Origin of the sequence: Streptococcus suis YS161 (assembly GCF_002760245.1) — a bacterium.
Taxonomy (GTDB): Bacteria; Bacillota; Bacilli; order Lactobacillales; family Streptococcaceae; genus Streptococcus; species Streptococcus suis_I.
Genome location: NZ_ASCA01000033.1, coordinates 35,877 through 51,619, shown reverse-complemented (window position 1 = coordinate 51,619; position 15,743 = coordinate 35,877). Strand labels below are relative to the sequence as shown.

20 protein-coding genes and 1 tRNA gene are annotated in these 15,743 nt (G+C 42.0%); 16 read left to right on the top strand and 5 right to left on the bottom strand.

Going from position 1 to position 15,743, the window contains the following annotated elements:
- The first annotated feature begins 50 nt into the window (after window positions 1–50).
- From purR to SST111_RS04645, 7 genes are all read left to right on the top strand, one after another.
- Window positions 51–863 carry a pur operon repressor gene (gene purR / locus SST111_RS04670; protein ID WP_099810187.1) on the top strand — a complete coding sequence of 271 codons (813 nt, stop codon included), beginning with the start codon at window positions 51–53 and terminating at the stop codon, window positions 861–863.
- Window positions 864–957: 94 nt separating this feature from the next.
- Window positions 958–1,827, top strand: coding sequence for a helix-turn-helix domain-containing protein (locus SST111_RS04665; RefSeq protein ID WP_099810186.1), 870 nt, complete (start codon window positions 958–960; stop codon window positions 1,825–1,827).
- Between the two features lie 886 nt (window positions 1,828–2,713).
- On the top strand, window positions 2,714–3,133 hold the full coding sequence (locus tag SST111_RS12050; protein ID WP_142350747.1) for a hypothetical protein: 420 nt from the start codon (window positions 2,714–2,716) through the stop codon (window positions 3,131–3,133).
- A 48-nt stretch (window positions 3,134–3,181) separates the two neighbouring features.
- A complete protein-coding gene (locus SST111_RS04655; RefSeq protein ID WP_099810184.1) occupies window positions 3,182–3,364 on the top strand; it encodes a hypothetical protein in 183 nt (60 codons plus the stop codon).
- Between the two features lie 210 nt (window positions 3,365–3,574).
- Entirely contained in the window at window positions 3,575–4,321 is a 747-nt protein-coding gene (locus SST111_RS04650) for a hypothetical protein (RefSeq protein ID WP_099810183.1), read from the top strand.
- Between the two features lie 34 nt (window positions 4,322–4,355).
- Window positions 4,356–4,532: a hypothetical protein gene (locus SST111_RS12185; RefSeq protein WP_180274027.1), complete on the top strand. Its 177-nt coding sequence runs from the start codon at window positions 4,356–4,358 to the stop codon at window positions 4,530–4,532.
- Window positions 4,533–4,553: 21 nt separating this feature from the next.
- Window positions 4,554–4,805 (top strand): hypothetical protein, encoded by a 252-nt coding sequence (locus SST111_RS04645; protein ID WP_099810182.1) that lies wholly within the window; start codon window positions 4,554–4,556, stop codon window positions 4,803–4,805.
- Between the two features lie 54 nt (window positions 4,806–4,859).
- On the opposite strand, the gene SST111_RS04640 is transcribed toward SST111_RS04645, so the two are convergent.
- Window positions 4,860–5,723: an RluA family pseudouridine synthase gene (locus tag SST111_RS04640; RefSeq protein WP_099810181.1), complete on the bottom strand. Its 864-nt coding sequence runs from the start codon at window positions 5,721–5,723 to the stop codon at window positions 4,860–4,862.
- A 1-nt stretch (window position 5,724) separates the two neighbouring features.
- Window positions 5,725–6,693 (bottom strand): NAD(P)/FAD-dependent oxidoreductase, encoded by a 969-nt coding sequence (locus SST111_RS04635; protein WP_099810180.1) that lies wholly within the window; start codon window positions 6,691–6,693, stop codon window positions 5,725–5,727.
- Between the two features lie 152 nt (window positions 6,694–6,845).
- Between SST111_RS04635 and pbp2a the strand changes: the two genes are divergently transcribed.
- From pbp2a to nusG, 4 genes are all read left to right on the top strand, one after another.
- A complete protein-coding gene (gene pbp2a, locus SST111_RS04630) occupies window positions 6,846–9,059 on the top strand; it encodes a penicillin-binding protein PBP2A (protein ID WP_099810179.1) in 2,214 nt (737 codons plus the stop codon).
- Window positions 9,060–9,092: 33 nt separating this feature from the next.
- Window positions 9,093–9,245: a 50S ribosomal protein L33 gene (gene rpmG, locus SST111_RS04625; RefSeq protein ID WP_002940258.1), complete on the top strand. Its 153-nt coding sequence runs from the start codon at window positions 9,093–9,095 to the stop codon at window positions 9,243–9,245.
- Between the two features lie 9 nt (window positions 9,246–9,254).
- Window positions 9,255–9,431: a preprotein translocase subunit SecE gene (gene secE / locus SST111_RS04620; protein WP_002940255.1), complete on the top strand. Its 177-nt coding sequence runs from the start codon at window positions 9,255–9,257 to the stop codon at window positions 9,429–9,431.
- Between the two features lie 109 nt (window positions 9,432–9,540).
- A complete protein-coding gene (gene nusG / locus SST111_RS04615) occupies window positions 9,541–10,080 on the top strand; it encodes a transcription termination/antitermination protein NusG (RefSeq protein WP_002940254.1) in 540 nt (179 codons plus the stop codon).
- A gap of 174 nt (window positions 10,081–10,254) precedes the next feature.
- Here nusG and SST111_RS04610 read toward each other — a convergent pair.
- Window positions 10,255–10,325 (bottom strand) — tRNA-Cys (locus SST111_RS04610).
- Between the two features lie 164 nt (window positions 10,326–10,489).
- Here SST111_RS04610 and SST111_RS04605 point away from each other — a divergent pair.
- The 4 genes from SST111_RS04605 to tsf all read left to right on the top strand — a co-directional run bounded on the left by SST111_RS04605 (window position 10,490) and on the right by tsf (window position 13,624).
- Complete coding sequence (locus tag SST111_RS04605) at window positions 10,490–11,023, top strand: DUF4767 domain-containing protein (protein WP_099810178.1); 534 nt, start codon at window positions 10,490–10,492, stop codon at window positions 11,021–11,023.
- A 36-nt stretch (window positions 11,024–11,059) separates the two neighbouring features.
- Window positions 11,060–11,482 (top strand): hypothetical protein, encoded by a 423-nt coding sequence (locus SST111_RS04600; RefSeq protein ID WP_099810177.1) that lies wholly within the window; start codon window positions 11,060–11,062, stop codon window positions 11,480–11,482.
- A gap of 196 nt (window positions 11,483–11,678) precedes the next feature.
- Complete coding sequence (gene rpsB / locus SST111_RS04595; protein WP_014637198.1) at window positions 11,679–12,455, top strand: 30S ribosomal protein S2; 777 nt, start codon at window positions 11,679–11,681, stop codon at window positions 12,453–12,455.
- A 128-nt stretch (window positions 12,456–12,583) separates the two neighbouring features.
- Window positions 12,584–13,624 (top strand): translation elongation factor Ts, encoded by a 1,041-nt coding sequence (gene tsf, locus SST111_RS04590; protein WP_099810176.1) that lies wholly within the window; start codon window positions 12,584–12,586, stop codon window positions 13,622–13,624.
- 550 nt (window positions 13,625–14,174) lie between these two features.
- Here tsf and SST111_RS04580 read toward each other — a convergent pair.
- On the bottom strand, window positions 14,175–14,801 hold the full coding sequence (locus SST111_RS04580) for a GNAT family acetyltransferase (protein WP_099810175.1): 627 nt from the start codon (window positions 14,799–14,801) through the stop codon (window positions 14,175–14,177).
- On the bottom strand, window positions 14,801–15,139 hold the full coding sequence (gene traF, locus SST111_RS04575; protein ID WP_099810174.1) for a conjugal transfer protein TraF: 339 nt from the start codon (window positions 15,137–15,139) through the stop codon (window positions 14,801–14,803). Before traF ends, SST111_RS04580 begins: the two co-directional genes overlap by 1 nt.
- Window positions 15,140–15,281: 142 nt before the next feature.
- Here traF and SST111_RS04570 point away from each other — a divergent pair, with 142 nt between their 5' ends.
- Window positions 15,282–15,740 (top strand): CtsR family transcriptional regulator, encoded by a 459-nt coding sequence (locus SST111_RS04570; RefSeq protein ID WP_099810173.1) that lies wholly within the window; start codon window positions 15,282–15,284, stop codon window positions 15,738–15,740.
- Window positions 15,741–15,743: the final 3 nt, after the last annotated feature.

Below are 15,743 nucleotides of genomic sequence, written 5' to 3'. Positions count from 1 at the left end.
TTTTGTGTTTTTATGTGCTATAATAGGAAAAAGCCAAAAAGGAGAACAATATGAAATTAAGAAGAAGTGAGCGTATGGTTGTCATTTCCAATTACCTCATCAACCACCCTTATGAATTAACTAGTTTGAATACCTTTGCGGAAAAGTATGAATCTGCCAAGTCATCTATCTCAGAGGATATTGCCATCATTAAAAAGGCTTTTGAGGAAAGCTCTATCGGGCATATTGAAACCATTACAGGTGCCAGTGGAGGAGTTGTTTTTACTCCATCAATCTCTAAGGCAGAGTCTGTCGAAATTGCACAGGCCCTTCGTGATCAGATGGCCGAAAGTAATCGTATCTTGCCAGGTGGTTATATCTATTCTTCTGACTTATTGTCTACACCACACATTTTGAAAAATGTTGGCCGTATTATTGCCAATGCTTTCAAGGAAGAAAAAATTGATGCTGTCATGACAGTTGCGACAAAGGGTGTTCCTTTGGCCAATGCTGTTGCCAATGTCCTTAATGTACCGTTTGTGATTGTGCGTCGTGATTTGAAAATCACAGAAGGTTCAACCGTTTCTGTCAACTATGTGTCAGGATCTAGCGACCGTATTGAGAAAATGTTCCTATCCAAGCGTAGCTTGAAGGCAGGAAGTCGTGTCTTGATCGTTGATGACTTCTTGAAAAATGGTGGTACCATCAATGGTATGATTAGCCTGCTCTCCGAGTTTGACTCAACTTTAGTAGGTGTAGCAGTCTTTGCGGAAAACCAAAAAGGTGACCGCAACGTAGCAAACTACAAATCCCTCTTAGCCGTGACGGACATCAATGTCAAAGAAAATCGCGTGGATGTTGAGTTGGGAAATATTTTTGATTAACCTCTAAGCCTCTCTTGATGAGAGGTTTTTTGGTGTTTGTCTGCTAGGGCTTAACCTGTTATAATAAAAATAGATTGGATTCTGAGAGGTTGATATGAAAGTTTTACTAGCAACAAGGTTAAAAAATAGAAGAAAAGAATTGGGCTGGTCACAGAAGGAGTTGGCAGAAGGGGTCTGTGATCAGGGGCAGATTAGCCGCATTGAGAAGGGAACCTACATGCCTGGTGCAGACTTGCTTCATGCCCTTGCTAAAAAACTCCAAGTCAGAATGGACTATTTTTTTGATGAAGAGGAAAGCGAAATTGTCTCTGACCTGAAACAGTTTAGAAAACTTGCCAAAAACTGTCTTATCCAAAGAGATTATGAGGCTTTGAGCTTTCTATATGAAAGGGAAAAGGGCACCCTATCTCATCTGACCTTTCCAGACCAAGTTTATTTGGAATGGGTGGAGACTGTTTTAGCAGAGAATTTGGAAGCTAGGCGAGAATACGCTATTCAGAAATTGAGGGAGCTACTGGAACGAGTCGGGGAGAATAGGAGAGGCTATCTCTATCTATACAATAGTTTATTGATTCTATTGATTCGAGATGAGAAGAATGCTGAGGCAGAGCAATTCTATAATGAGGTAATTGAAAAGATTGATAAAAATAAGTTGGATTTATTGGTAGATATAGATGCTTACTTCAGTATTCAGTCCAACTACACCCGCTACCTGTGGTTAACCAATCAGCTAGATAAGGGAATTGAGCTGGTTACAGCCTGCATTGAGGAATTCAAGTCAACCTATCCTATTCATTTCTTGGCAGATTTTTATTGTGACTTAGGAAATGTGACAGAAGACTTTGCGGATAAGAAACTGGTCAAAGAACGCTATGAACTATCACGCCTTCTTTATCAGTTAGCAGGTATTGATGGTATTGCTCTGAAAATAGAAAAATACCTTAAAGAAACCGATGCAGATTGAGCTTGCTCCAAGGGAGCAGGCTTTTTTTACACCAAAAATATAACAATAATAAAATAAATTAAAAAAATGCCAAAAAACATTGACAACAAGTAACGAAACAGTTATACTGTAGAAAAGAAAGGGGTTACAAAATGAAAAGAATACCCGTTTTTAATGGCTAAAGTTGCCTCGATTTCTACTACAGTTCTTGCGATAACTGGAATAGCTGGGTTGGTAGCAGCTGTTGGATTGGGGGCGGCACTTTACGGCTGGCGTCTGCTTTATTGATGATTGTAAATTAGACAGTTTAGCGAGGTGAGACAAATGTTTAGCCTCGTTATTGCTTATAATGATATCAAACATTTAGAATGGAATTAAGAAGATGAAACTGCGGCATTATTTCGTGCTATTAGTAGGAGTACTGATATTCTCTCTTGTTTGTATTCCGCCGATTTTTATCGGCAGATATGGGGATGGTTTGTTATTATTTACCCTGGTGTTTTTTCTAGTTGGTACGCCAATCTTTTTATTTATCAACCAACTCATTTCTACCTTATCTTTTATGCTGGCTTCATTTTTGACAAACCAGAAGATTATTTATAGCTATTTCTGCACCTATTTATCTTTTGATAATGTACATATACCCTGTTTCTTGTTCTTACAATTTTTCGGTCTTTCTCCTGCCATTTATTTAGAAGACAGAGGTTCTACGAAATATAGGGGATATTTTCAAGTTTATACAACTATATTTTTTACTTTTCAGTTCCTACTATTTATGTTAGGTGTCCATCTTCTAGATTTTAGGGGAAGTTTACTCCCGTTACTTCCATTTTCCCTCATAACTTTCTTTCACACTGGATTTTTTTTGAAGGAGTATCGACATTTTTATCGGCACAAATCAAGAATTTTGACAGCTTTAGTCAGAAAAGAAGATAAAATTCATCTGAAAGAATTTTGGGATGAAAGCTTTCTTGGTAACAAGGACTTGGTTTATCAGTTGCTTTGTTACCTGATTTTGATAAAAAGTAGGTTGAACAGGGAAGAAGTTGAAGCGATAGAAAGTTTGGAAAAGTCTTATTTTGAAAACATAGAAAATGGTAGGGAACACTATAGTTTCTTAGATACCATCAAGATAAATCTATACATGCAGAGGGAAAATAAGGAAGAATATAGGATTTATAAAAAGATACTGGATTCGTGGACTGGGGAGCGTCCGTATTATTATTTGCTGGTAGATGAAATATATAGGAACATCGAACTTGAGAATAAGTTGGATCTATCCTTGGCTGTTTCGGAGATTCCAATTATTTTGGATGTATTGAAATGAGGATTGCTTTTCTATCCAGGCTCTTCCACGTTGTGAGGTAATGAAACGATGAAAATTGAAAAAATCTTTGTACTTGTCTTTTTTGGCTGTCTGCTTCTCTCATCATTTACATTTTTAGCTTATGATCATGTGAGCGAAGAGGTAAAACAATGGATTATAGGGATAAATATCCTCTTCTTTCTTTTGATTCTAGCCATGATGTTCTATGCGAAATTGATGTGGAAAAAATGATATACACTTGTAGAAAGGACGCTTGCTGTAATTGCTGGTGCAGTAGCTGTTGATGCAGTTGTGTATTTAACAGAGAGATAAGCTATTCGTTTATTGTAACGTCATAGAGAAAAGGAGAGCCTATGGAAATGGGATTGCTAGATCATTTTATTGAAAGAGTATTTGGAAAAAATCGGTGTCTTCAAGAGATTATAGGGATAGGGCAGTAAGATGATTCAAAAAATAACTATTTTACAAATTCTGTTGATCGTTCTGATACTTATTTTAGGAGCCTTTTCTACTCTGCCGTTAGAACTATCAGGCTTAGTCTTAGCTGGTCTGACTTTTGTATATATCCTGTCTGCAGTACCGATTTATTATACAAAATCGAAACAACTTTGCCTGTTGTTAACGATCAATTCCTTCCTCCTTTTGGGCTGGTGCCTCAGTTTTGGGGAATTGGCTTTCTATCTAAGATTAGGAATCGTGTTTTTAGTAGGTGTATTGCAGTGCTTGATTTGTTTCTTCTTAGCTAAGGAATCGTCTAGCGATTTACAAGAAGAATTGAGACATGTTCAGGCTTTCGAATCAAAAATTGACAAAAATGGTCAGTTATCAAGCCTGACAAAAATCAGTTATGGGCTTATGTTAGTTAGTTTATTGGTTCAAAGTTTTGTCCCAACTTTGTTTCTGCTTTTTCTATTGGTTGTGAAATATCTAGTTGACTGCTACGCAAGGGTTAAACTGGTTAAGCTAGTTAGAGGGAGCCTGCTACTTAACCATTTGGTTGGCTTGATTTTTCTGGAACAGTTGGTATATATAGGCTTATTTTGTCTGCTATGGACGGAATCTCATGTGACTCTGTATGCAGGGGTTCTGGTTTTTTCCAATTTCCTGATTCCCTTATTAAAACAGAGGGAATACAGGTTAAGTAGGCAAATCATTGCTGGTAAGGAACAAGATTCTCCAGATTTATAATGCGACAATTTAGACTCTTGTTCTTGGAGGTGCTATGGCAAAAATAAAATTTTGGAAAAAGATAGGCTACGTGATTCTGGTAGTGATACTGATGGTAGCCTTTCTCTACCGATTGGGCTTGTCCGATATCGGAAGGCTTGAATTGGTGATTTACGTCGTATTTTTCAACCTTGCCTTTGTGCAATTGCTGAAACGAAATAAGAAAAATTAGTTTCATTTGAGGAGGAAACGAATGCCAATCCATCTACTATTTGTTGCCCTATCGCTAAATGTAGTTGTGCTGAACCAACTCTATCTCTATTACAAGAAGAAGGAAGAGTTGAATGCTACAGTTGCTTTTCTGGTCTGTTTACTCGTGAGTGTTCTTCCCAGTGCACAGGACTTTAATGCAATGTTAGGCTTGGTTACAGGAGCTCTTGTTATCGTCTATCTGGGAAGTTTTGTTTACTCCAGATTGGATCCTAAGAGAAGAACTGCTAAATAGATGCTACTGACATGTAAAAACTCACTATTTCAACTGATGAAATAGTGAGTTTCTTTACTTTCTCATCACCTTCTCAAAACTCTCCGACCTTGCTTCGACACTAATTTCTTCGAGTGTCAGCGGGTGGGTCAGGCTGAGTTTTTGGGCGTGGAGCATGAGGCGGGGGCCAGCGACTTGACTGTAAAGCGGGTCACCGATTAGAGCATGACCGTGGTGGGCTAAATGAACTCGGATCTGGTGGGTCCGACCTGTCTGGAGGCGGCAGGATACCAGACTATTTTTACCAAGGGTCTTCAAGCGGCGGACCTGGGTAAGAGCTACCTGTCCCTTGCGATTATCGACCACCCGCTTTCTGCGGTCGTGTCGGTCTCGTCCGATTTTATCGGTGATAATCCAGTCTGTCTTTCTTAGCTGGCCTTGGCAGAGGGCTAGGTAGTCACGGTAGATGACCTTGTCTTCCAAGAGCCGATTGAGAATGGGCAGGATAAAGGGATTTTTGGCAAAGAGAATGGCTCCGCTGGTTTCCATATCCAGCCTGTGGACCACATAGCAGGTCTGACCGACATAGGCAGAGACATGGTTGAGCAGGGCAATTTCCGTCGGCTCATTTCCGTGGGTTTTCATGCCTTCGGGCTTGTTGACGATAATCAAATGCTCATCTTGATAGAGTTCCTCCACCAAGTTCGCCTGTCCCAGAGGAATGCTTTTTTTAGGATAATCTTCCTGGTCAAAGGTCAATTCTAGCAGGTCGCCTGCGGTAATCGGGCTCTGCCAATTAATCAGCTCGCCGTTGACACGGACGTGCTTCTTGGTGCGGAGGAAGTGGCGGATTTTTCTGGGAATGAGAAAATAATCTTCCAAGACCTCCTTGACAGTCAGTTGTGGAAAGGCTTGGGGAATGCGAATGTCAATTTTCATCTTATAGGCTGGTTGAGTGCTTGGGTTGCACTTTTTCGTTTGGATTGAGGTAGTTCATGGCATTGTTAACAGCGGTTGGGGCTTCGCCCAGGCCAGTCGCAATCAGGTCAATCTTACCCTCGTAGAAGCAACAATCACCGATAGCATAGATACCAGGGACAGAGGTTTCTTGCTTGCTGTTGACGACAATGCGGTGGCGATTGAGTTCCAAGCCCCATTCTTTCAGCGTGCCGACAGATGATTTGAAACCGTAGTTGACAAAGAGGTGGTCGAAAGACAGGCTGAGTTTGTCCTCGCTCTTAACCTTATCGAAATCAATGGCAGAAGCTCTGCCATTTTCCCCAGAAAGCCCTTTAGGGATAAAAGGTGTGTGGATGGTGACGCTGGACTGCTTGAGTTCCTCTACGCTGTGTTCAAGGGCGCGGAAGTTGTCGCGACGGTGGACGATGTGAGTGGTCTTGGCAATTTTTTCAAAGGCCAGGGACCAATCGACCGCAGAGTCACCGCCACCCAAGACGACGATGTCCTTGTCGGCATACTGCTGGATATTGGATACGTGGTAGTGGACGTTGTCAAAGCTGTCGGCACCGTCAATCTCCAGCGGACGAGGCTTGAAGGCCCCGCCACCCATGGCGATAATCAGGGTCTTGGTCTGGTGGCTGCCCTTGTTAGTCGTTAGGGTAATGGTTTCCCCAGGCTCAATGGCAGTTAAGGTTTCATTGAGGCAGATAGTTGTGTCAAAGGGTGCCAGTTGTGCAAGGAGATTGTCGGTCAACTCCTGTCCGGTCAGACTTGGAAAGGCCGGAATGTCCAAAATGGCCTTCTCAGGATAGAGAATGGCAGGCTGGCCACCCAGTTGGGGCAGAGAGTCAATGATTTTGACCTTGGCTTGACGGAGGTGGGCATAGAAGGCAGCGAAGAGACCGACAGGTCCGCCACCGATGATGGTAATATCATATACTTGTGTCATGGGAATCCTCTTATTTGTTCAGAATGACCCTATTTTATCATATTTTTGGAAAAAATTCCCTGTATGTTGTCACAAGTTATCGCAGGCTTTTTTCTGCTAGTTTTTAGGAAATGGTGTATAATGGTACAAAATTCACTAGAAAGAGGTAAAGTATGGACGATTTGCAACATCAGCCGATTGAAGTTCCAGAAGATTTCCAAATTGATCATGAAGACCGACCTAGCCGTCGCCGCAGGGGAAATCGTGGCTCTGTTGATAAACCAAAGAAAAAATCACGTATTCCGGAGCCGATTCGTAAATTTTGGCGCCGTTATCAACTGACTAAAATTTTAATCATTTTAATGGTCCTGACAGTTCTTACAGTAGGTGGCTATCTATTTTTCCTTGCAAAGACAGCTAATGTTGGTGATTTACAACAGGCGCTAAAAGCTACAACGATTATTTACGATAAAGATGGTGCGGAAGCTGGGACATTGTCTGGTCAGAAGGGGACCTATGTAGAGCTGGATGCTGTCTCTGATAATTTAGAGAATGCCGTTATCGCTACAGAAGATCGGAGTTTCTACAAAAATTCAGGCATTAATTACCAGCGTACAATTTTGGCTGCCTTGACGTTAGGTCGGTCTGGAGGTGGTTCAACTATTACCCAGCAATTGGCAAAAAATGCCTTTCTAACTCAGGATCAGACCATCAGTCGAAAGGCTCGAGAATTCTTTTTGGCTCTGGAAATCAATAAAAAGTACAGTAAGCAAGAAATTTTGACCATGTATCTCAACAATGCCTACTTTGGAAACGGTGTTTGGGGAGTGGAAGATGCAAGTCAAAAGTACTTCGGTATTCCAGCCAGTGATCTTACTCTTGAGCAAGCGGCCGTCATTGCAGGTATGCTTAAGGGACCTGAGATTTATAATCCTTATTATTCTCTAGAAAATGCAGTTAATCGTCGGGATACAGTTCTGCAAAATATGGTCAATGCTGGTTATATTGATCAGGCGACTGCAGATGCAGGTTTCCAAGTAGACCTAGCCAGTCAGCTTTCAGATACCTATACAGGGAAACAAAGCAATTATTCCTATCCATCCTATTTTGATGCTGTGATTGCTGAGGCGATTGAGCGATACGGACTGAAAGAATCAGACATTATTAATAACGGCTATAGGATTTACACAGAGATGGATCAAAATTCTCAAGCCAGCATGCAGGTGATTTTTAATGATGAGACTATGTTCCCAACGTCAAGTTTTGATGGTACCCATGCTCAGGCTGCTAGCGTAGCGCTTGATCCGACGACTGGTGGAGTTCGCGCCTTGGTTGGTCGAGTTAACAGTTCAGAGGATGCAGTCTTTCGGACCTTCAACTTTGCGACACAAGCCAAGCGCAGTCCTGGTTCAACAATCAAGCCTCTTGTTGCCTATGCTCCAGCAGTAGCGGCGGGCTGGTCGATTGATATGGCTCTGGATAACCATACAGAAACCTACGGCGATTACACCTTGCATAACTATGATTATTCGACTTCCGATACCATTCCAATGTATCAAGCTTTGGCTCTCTCTTACAATTTACCAGTAGCTTATATAGTGAACACCTTGGGGATTGACAAAGCCTTCGAGTATGGACAAAAGTTTGGACTTGATATGGAAAATGTCGAGAAAGTTTTGGGTGTTTCAATTGGTTCTGGAGTGGAGACTAATCCTCTGCAAATGGCCCAGGCCTACGCTACTTTTGCGAATAAGGGGGTGATGAAGGATGCCCACCTCATCACTCGTATTGAAACGGCTAGTGGAAAGGTTTTAGCAGAGCATCGTGAAACAAGTACCAAGGTGATTGACCGATCTGTCGCAGATAAGATGACAGCAATGATGCTTGGAACCTATACCAATGGTACGGGAGTGACAGCAGATGCGGCCAATTATTATATTGCTGGGAAAACAGGAACAACTGAAACGAGTTTTGATGTCAATCTTGTCAATGACCAGTGGCATATTGCCTACACACCTGATTTGGTCATCAGTCAGTGGGTTGGTTTTGAGCAGACAGATGAAAATCATTATATAGATAGCAGTAGCTACTGGATGGCTCCGTCGGTCTTCCAGACTGTAGCCAATTCAATCTTGCCATATACTGCAGGAACTCAGTTCGAAGTAGAAAATGCCTATGCACAAAATGGTATTGTAGAAGTAGCTCCAGATGAAGCTGCACAAACTGAATCAAGTCTTGGTCAAGAACAGGTACAAGAAATTTCAGATCAGGCGAAAAACTTGATTGAGCAAACCAAACAAAATCTAATCGATGCACAGTTACCAGAAAGAGCAAAAACCTTGTGGGATAACATCACGTCTTGGTTTGGAGAGTTGTCAAATCCATAAAAACATGGTAGAATGAAAAGGATGGAGGGCTTTATGGCACTAAAAAAAGCAAGCCTAGCCTGTACTGTTTGTGGTTCTCGAAACTATTCAATCAGCCTTTCGAGCAATCCCAAGCCAACACGGTTAGAAGTAAATAAATTTTGTAAACACTGTGGACAATACACTGTTCACAAGGAAACCAGATAGGAGTCACGCATGAAATTTATCAAAGACATTATCCGCATTTTAAAAGATACGTCTTGGCCAACTCGTAAGCAGAGCTGGACGGATTTCGTGTCTGTAGTGGAATATACTGCCTTTTTCGTAGCGGTGGTTTACCTCTTTGACTTGATTTTGTCACGAGGAATCATGAGCTTGATCAATCTTTTCTAGAAAATACTTGCCATTTGTAAAATGGAAGTGATATAATAAAGAAAAGCGAAAGCCTTCGGGCTTTTTTTAGCGTCTAAAAATTCCGTGTTTCCAAAGAAAGGAAGTAACAATGTACGATAGTTTTGATAAGGGCTGGTTTGTTCTGCAAACCTATTCAGGATATGAAAATAAAGTGAAGGAAAACTTGCTCCAACGTGCCCACACTTATAACATGTTGGAAAACATCCTTCGTGTAGAAATTCCTACTCAGACCGTTCAGGTTGAAAAGAACGGTGAGGTCAAGGAAGTGGAAGAAAACCGTTTCCCTGGTTATGTTTTGGTTGAAATGGTTATGACCGATGAAGCTTGGTTTGTGGTTCGTAACACGCCAAACGTTACAGGTTTCGTGGGTTCACACGGTAACCGTTCAAAACCAACTCCACTTTTGGAAGAAGAAATCCGTCAAATCTTGGTGTCTATGGGACAAACCGTTCAAGAATTTGATATTGATGTCAAAGTTGGCGACACTGTTCGTATCATCGACGGTGCCTTCACAGACTACACAGGTAAAATTACAGAAATCGACAACAACAAGGTTAAGATGGTTATCTCTATGTTTGGTAATGATACCATTGCTGAAGTTAATTTGAGCCAGATTGCTGAGTTGTAATATATCCATACTCCTCATAGCGACAAGCTATGGGGAGTTTGTTGATATTTTGGGTGTCCAAAATTTGTCCAAAATCTTTTTCTGTTTTAACCGAATTTTACCAAATAACAAAACAAAAAAGCCCGAAAAATCGGACTTTTGACTTGTATAAATTCGGATAAAATCCTATAATAAAGGCGGTAGACGGATTTGAACCGACGATCAAGCTTTTGCAGAGCCGTGCCTTACCACTTGGCTATACCGCCATAACAAAGAATATTGTACCTTAAATAGTGAATTTGGTCAAGTGGAAAATGAACATTTGTCGATAATGTAGATATAAGCAAATGTCCAGAACTTCATAAGTGCTAGAGGCGTTAGTCAAAAACTTCTACCGAGTGGATGATTAGTGTGAAAAAGGAGATAGGAAATGAAGCGGAATTTGATTGCATCAAGTTTTGTTGTGATGGTTCTTGCAAGTATGTTAACAGCTTGCGGAAATCAGAAGCAGGAGGCAGTGTCCTCATCTAAAGAAAGGGCTAGCTCTAGCTCGACAAGTACTAGTTCCGGTACATCAACTAAAAGTTCCACAACATCTACGTCCAGCAGTTCAAGTAGTCAGGTCGGTCCTTGGGATGCTGGCAAGGCAGAGGCTTTGAGGAATTTTGTGGTTGACCAGTGGGGACCTTCATTCTCGCCTCCCCAAAATTATGTATCCTATAGCCCAAATCGTACGGGAAACTTTTTTGGTGTGACCTTGCCCTCAGGTGTTCTCAGTGGCTCAGGGCAGCAAATGACGCCTGATTTTCTAGGAGAAACTCCTGACCTAGTTTGGAGTGAAACTGGTCAAGTAGAGGCAGGAAAAACAGCAGTAGTTGGGATCTATTCGGATATTGAAGCTTCAAAATCACAATTGGCTCATCTGTATCTCTTTACGATTAAAGATAGTCAGTTGATTGCTTGAATTACCGAGCAAAATCAAGGCAACCCAGAGAAGCGTTTGTATTTCCGACCAACTAAGAACCAGGAATTACAAGCTTTCTTTGAAAACTTGGTCCTCGGTAGAAGTTCAACAGTAGCAACTGAAACTAGCTCAGCAACTGTTCCTAATACATCTGTAGACACCAAGAATTTGACAGTCGAACAGGCGGCAAACTGGGCCAAGGCACATGCAGCTACAAGATATGGCGTACCTTTTACGAAAGATGATTTTCTATCACACGTGGTTACAAATGTTCAGTCATCCGATGGATTGGTTTACATTGAGGTTAGAGAAGACCACAGCAGTCCAAATATGAAAGGGACCGATCCTAATGTAGCCCCAGCAGCAGGTTTTTACAGGATCAATGCTAACGGTCAGTTAGAAAAAATGGATGTTGTTGCAGGGACCTATGCGGTGGTTGCCGAAACCTACTTTGAATAGAAGAAAAGGTAGGATTTTTTAAGATTCACAATAAAAGCTGATGATTTTTACTTGAAAATCATCAGCTTTTTTGGTATGATAATGGAGTTGCTGTGCAACAAATACTCATCTCGGACCAATTGTGGTCTTGTTGCCGAAAGGTTGGGCTGCAAGTCGAAGTTCGGGAGAGGAGAAAAAACAAAAAGGAGAAATACTCATGGCAGTAATTTCAATGAAACAACTTCTTGAGGCTGGTGTACACTTCGGTCACCAAACTCGTCGCTGGAATCCTAAGATGGCTAAGTACATCTTCACAGAGCGTAACGGTATCCACGTTATCGACTTGCAACAAACTGTAAAATTGGCTGACCAAGCTTACGAATTCATTCGTGACGCTGCAGCAAACGACGCAGTTATCCTCTTTGTAGGTACTAAAAAGCAAGCTGCTGAAGCTGTTAAAGACGAAGCTATCCGCGCTGGTCAATACTTCATCAACCACCGTTGGTTGGGTGGAACTCTTACAAACTGGGGTACAATCCAAAAACGTATCGCTCGTTTGAAAGAAATCAACCGCATGGAAGAAGATGGAACTTTCGACGTGCTTCCTAAGAAAGAAGTAGCATTGTTGAACAAACAACGTGCTCGTCTTGAAAAATTCTTGGGCGGTATTGCTGACATGCCACGCATTCCAGACGTAATGTTCGTCGTTGACCCACACAAAGAGCAAATCGCTGTTAAAGAAGCTAAAAAATTGGGTATCCCAGTTGTAGCGATGGTTGACACAAACACTGATCCAGATGATATCGATGTTATCATCCCAGCAAACGACGATGCTATCCGCGCTGTTAAATTGATTACAGCTAAAATGGCTGACGCTATCATCGAAGGCAACCAAGGTGAAGACAGCGTAGCAGCAGTTGAAGCTGAATTGGCAGCTGAGCCAGCATCTACAGAATCAATCGAAGAATTGGTTGAAGTTGTAGAAGGAAAATAAGTAACGAAGGCGAATTAAAATCTATAGGGTTTTAGCTCGTATACAATTCCAAACATCAAAAAACAATCCTAGAGGGGCAGGGCTGAGCCCGCTCCTCTATTTTATAAATACAAACAAGGAGAATAGACATGGCAGAAATTACAGCAGCTCTCGTTAAAGAATTGCGTGAAAAATCAGGTGCTGGCGTTATGGACGCGAAAAAAGCATTGGTTGAAACTGAAGGTGATATCGAAAAAGCGATCGAATTGCTTCGTGAAAAAGGTATGGCTAAGGCAGCTAAGAAAGCTGACCGTGTAGCAGCTGAAGGTTTGACAGGTGTTTACGTGAACGGTAACGTAGCAGCAGTTGTTGAAGTCAACGCTGAAACAGACTTCGTTGCGAAAAACGCTCAATTCGTTGAATTGGTAAACACTACTGCTAAAGTAATTGCAGAAGGTAAACCAGCTGATAACGAAGCAGCTCTTAAATTGACAATGCCTTCAGGTGAAACTCTTGAAGAAGCATATGTAAACGCAACTGCAACTATCGGTGAGAAAATCTCATTCCGTCGCTTTGCATTGGTTGAAAAAACAGATGCTCAAGCATTTGGTGCTTACCAACACAACGGCGGTCGTATCGGTGTTATCTCAGTAATCGACGGTGGTGACGAAACTCTTGCAAAACAAATCTCAATGCACATCGCTGCGATGAAACCAACTGTTCTTTCTTACACAGAATTGGACGAGCAATTCATCAAAGACGAATTGGCACAAATCAACCACAAGATCGAGCAAGACAATGAAAGCCGTGCAATGGTTGACAAACCAGCATTGCCACTCTTGCAATATGGTTCAAAAGCTCAGTTGACAGACGAAATCATTGCTGCAGCTGAAGAAGCGATCAAGGCTGAATTGGCAGCTGAAGGCAAACCAGAAAAAATCTGGGACAAAATCATCCCAGGTAAAATGGACCGCTTCTTGCTTGACAACACTCAAGTTGACCAAGCTTACACACTTCTTGCACAAGTTTACATCATGGACGACAGCAAAACAGTTGAAGCTTACTTGAACTCAGTAAACGCGTCAGTTGTAGAATTTGCTCGTTTCGAAGTAGGTGAAGGTATCGAGAAAGCTTCAAACGACTTTGAAGCAGAAGTTGCAGCGACGATGGCAGCAGCTCTTGGTAAATAATTGCTAGTCTTCATTTTATCTTTTATTACTTCGACGTATGAGGAAACGCCGTTTCCATATTTCCAACTTCAAATACTCCACTGGAGTATTTGAACTCGCCGTGCTGTACTTCAGTACAGCCTACGGCTCGTTGCCTCGTACTAAAAGCAAACTGAAAGACTACTCGACAATTCAAGAACTTCCGAAAGGGGGTTCTTTTTTGGCAAAATCGGTCTTAGGTCTGATGCCTGAACAGGTTGAGTGAGTTATACTAGTATCAATCCTAAATATTTTTCATAATCTCCTTAAAAAGCACCGGCCTTGTGGTCGGTGCTTTTTGCTAGCTTTCTAAGATGTACGTATCCCAGCTAGGCTTGTTTGGTTGTCGGAATTGGTCAGCTAAATGCATGGCGGCTGGGCTCAAGTCCAGCCGCGCTTCTCAGAGTTCGTGTCAACATCTCAGCGCAGTGGTTGATTGGCAGATTTGTTCGTGTATTACACTCCAAATCTGACCTAATCAACTGTGCGGGGGTGAGAAGACGAACTCTTTTTAGACCGGTCGAGTTCTTTCTCACTCCCAGTCATCAGCCTCAAAGCTAATTTGCTCATACTGTTCAAATAGTTGGCAAATAACTGTTTGGATGAAGAAATCAAAAGTTTGTTCATCTTTTCCGCATACGTAGGCAATTTCATTGTTTTCTACGAAGGCACAATTTTCTGAGTCTGTATAAACCAGGTCAGGTAAGTCCTTCTCGAATTCTTCTTGACTGGCAGTCCATGGATTGATGTCTTGGTGGACTGTTTGATAGTGGTCAAAAATTTGCTGACAGGCTATTTGATAAGGTGCGGTACCTTTGCGGGCTATGTCTAGGTTGGTAGTGCCTGTTTGACCAAGGTAGTCTTGTTTGGTCACTTCGAACTCGTAACATTTCCGTTTGCAGACAAAGCCAGCTGCGGTGAGGAAATGAATTCTTTCCTGCTCTGCAGAGGAGAGTATAACCTGAAGAGGTTTTCCGCCTAAGGAAGTCTGTAGGGACTGGAAGAGCTGCTCTGCTATGGTGCAATCGAAATCAACCAAATCTAGTCGCAGATAGATATTGGTCTGGTGGTAGGGATTTTGGTAGCTGTGAATCTTGCCTAGTGGTCTTCCTTGATAAGAGGTGTGGAAGGTGTTGGCTTGGTAGGAAATGTCTAGCATTAGTCCTCAATAAAAGCCACAATTTCTTCTTCCATCATGCTGGAGTCGCAGCGGACTTGGACGCCAGTTGGTTTAGCAACGAGGAGGCCTGGGACGGTAGGAACTTGGTAGTGGTCGCGAAGGGCCTGGAGTTCAGGACTGACTTGGCTGGAGTCGAGGAAGTGGACGGTCACTTGCTTGTCTTGGGCGACCTTATGGAGTTTTGGCGCAAAGCGGTTGCAGTAAGGGCAGGTTGCTCGTCCGATGAAGAGAACAGCCCCCTCTTTTGCAGCTAGAAGGTTCTGTGCCTGCTCCACAGTCACACTTGTAAAATCTTGAATGTAGTCTTGAAAGTTCATGATGTTCTCCTTTTTTCTTTTATTATAGAAAAAAGCAGAGCAGATTTCAAAATTCTGCTACGGAAGGGACTGGGCTTTTGCTTTCAAAATTCGTCATTTTAGGGTATAATGGTCAAAGATAGTCAAAGAAAGAGGCGATACTATGGCGATGAAGAATACATCAGATTATATCGAAGAACATATCAAAGCCATCTTGGACCAGGTCAATGTGGCAGAGTTGCGTCGGAGTGAATTGGCCAGTCGGTTTGAAGTGGTGCCAAGTCAGATTAACTACGTGATAAAAACCCGTTTTACAGCCAGTCGAGGCTACATAGTGGAAAGCAAGCGTGGTGGCGGTGGCTACATTCGTATTGGTCGGATTACCTTTTCGGACAAGCACGAATTGGTTCATGATTTATTGAATAATATGGGCGAGCAACTATCTGCGACGGTTTATGCGGATATTTTACAACTCCTTTTTGATGAAGGTTTGATGACAGAACGAGAAGGCAATCTCTTTTTGTCCACAGGATCTGATGAAATATTAGGAAAAGATGCAAGTACCATTCGAGCACGCATGATGCGTCAAATACTACGACGTTTAGATAGGAAAGAGGAATAATTC

Bases quoted from the DNA above. Each gene is read 5' to 3' on its own strand.
- purR (WP_099810187.1), top strand. From the start codon at position 51: ATGAAATTAAGAAGAAGTGAGCGTATGGTTGTCATTTCCAATTACCTC.
- SST111_RS04665 (WP_099810186.1), top strand. From the start codon at position 958: ATGAAAGTTTTACTAGCAACAAGGTTAAAAAATAGAAGAAAAGAATTG.
- SST111_RS04655 (WP_099810184.1), top strand. From the start codon at position 3,182: ATGAAAATTGAAAAAATCTTTGTACTTGTCTTTTTTGGCTGTCTGCTT.
- SST111_RS04650 (WP_099810183.1), top strand. From the start codon at position 3,575: ATGATTCAAAAAATAACTATTTTACAAATTCTGTTGATCGTTCTGATA.
- SST111_RS12185 (WP_180274027.1), top strand. From the start codon at position 4,356: ATGGCAAAAATAAAATTTTGGAAAAAGATAGGCTACGTGATTCTGGTA.
- SST111_RS04645 (WP_099810182.1), top strand. From the start codon at position 4,554: ATGCCAATCCATCTACTATTTGTTGCCCTATCGCTAAATGTAGTTGTG.
- SST111_RS04640 (WP_099810181.1), bottom strand. From the start codon at position 5,723: ATGAAAATTGACATTCGCATTCCCCAAGCCTTTCCACAACTGACTGTC.
- SST111_RS04635 (WP_099810180.1), bottom strand. From the start codon at position 6,693: ATGACACAAGTATATGATATTACCATCATCGGTGGCGGACCTGTCGGT.
- pbp2a (WP_099810179.1), top strand. From the start codon at position 6,846: ATGGACGATTTGCAACATCAGCCGATTGAAGTTCCAGAAGATTTCCAA.
- rpmG (WP_002940258.1), top strand. From the start codon at position 9,093: ATGGCACTAAAAAAAGCAAGCCTAGCCTGTACTGTTTGTGGTTCTCGA.
- secE (WP_002940255.1), top strand. From the start codon at position 9,255: ATGAAATTTATCAAAGACATTATCCGCATTTTAAAAGATACGTCTTGG.
- nusG (WP_002940254.1), top strand. From the start codon at position 9,541: ATGTACGATAGTTTTGATAAGGGCTGGTTTGTTCTGCAAACCTATTCA.
- SST111_RS04605 (WP_099810178.1), top strand. From the start codon at position 10,490: ATGAAGCGGAATTTGATTGCATCAAGTTTTGTTGTGATGGTTCTTGCA.
- rpsB (WP_014637198.1), top strand. From the start codon at position 11,679: ATGGCAGTAATTTCAATGAAACAACTTCTTGAGGCTGGTGTACACTTC.
- tsf (WP_099810176.1), top strand. From the start codon at position 12,584: ATGGCAGAAATTACAGCAGCTCTCGTTAAAGAATTGCGTGAAAAATCA.
- SST111_RS04580 (WP_099810175.1), bottom strand. From the start codon at position 14,801: ATGCTAGACATTTCCTACCAAGCCAACACCTTCCACACCTCTTATCAA.
- traF (WP_099810174.1), bottom strand. From the start codon at position 15,139: ATGAACTTTCAAGACTACATTCAAGATTTTACAAGTGTGACTGTGGAG.
- SST111_RS04570 (WP_099810173.1), top strand. From the start codon at position 15,282: ATGGCGATGAAGAATACATCAGATTATATCGAAGAACATATCAAAGCC.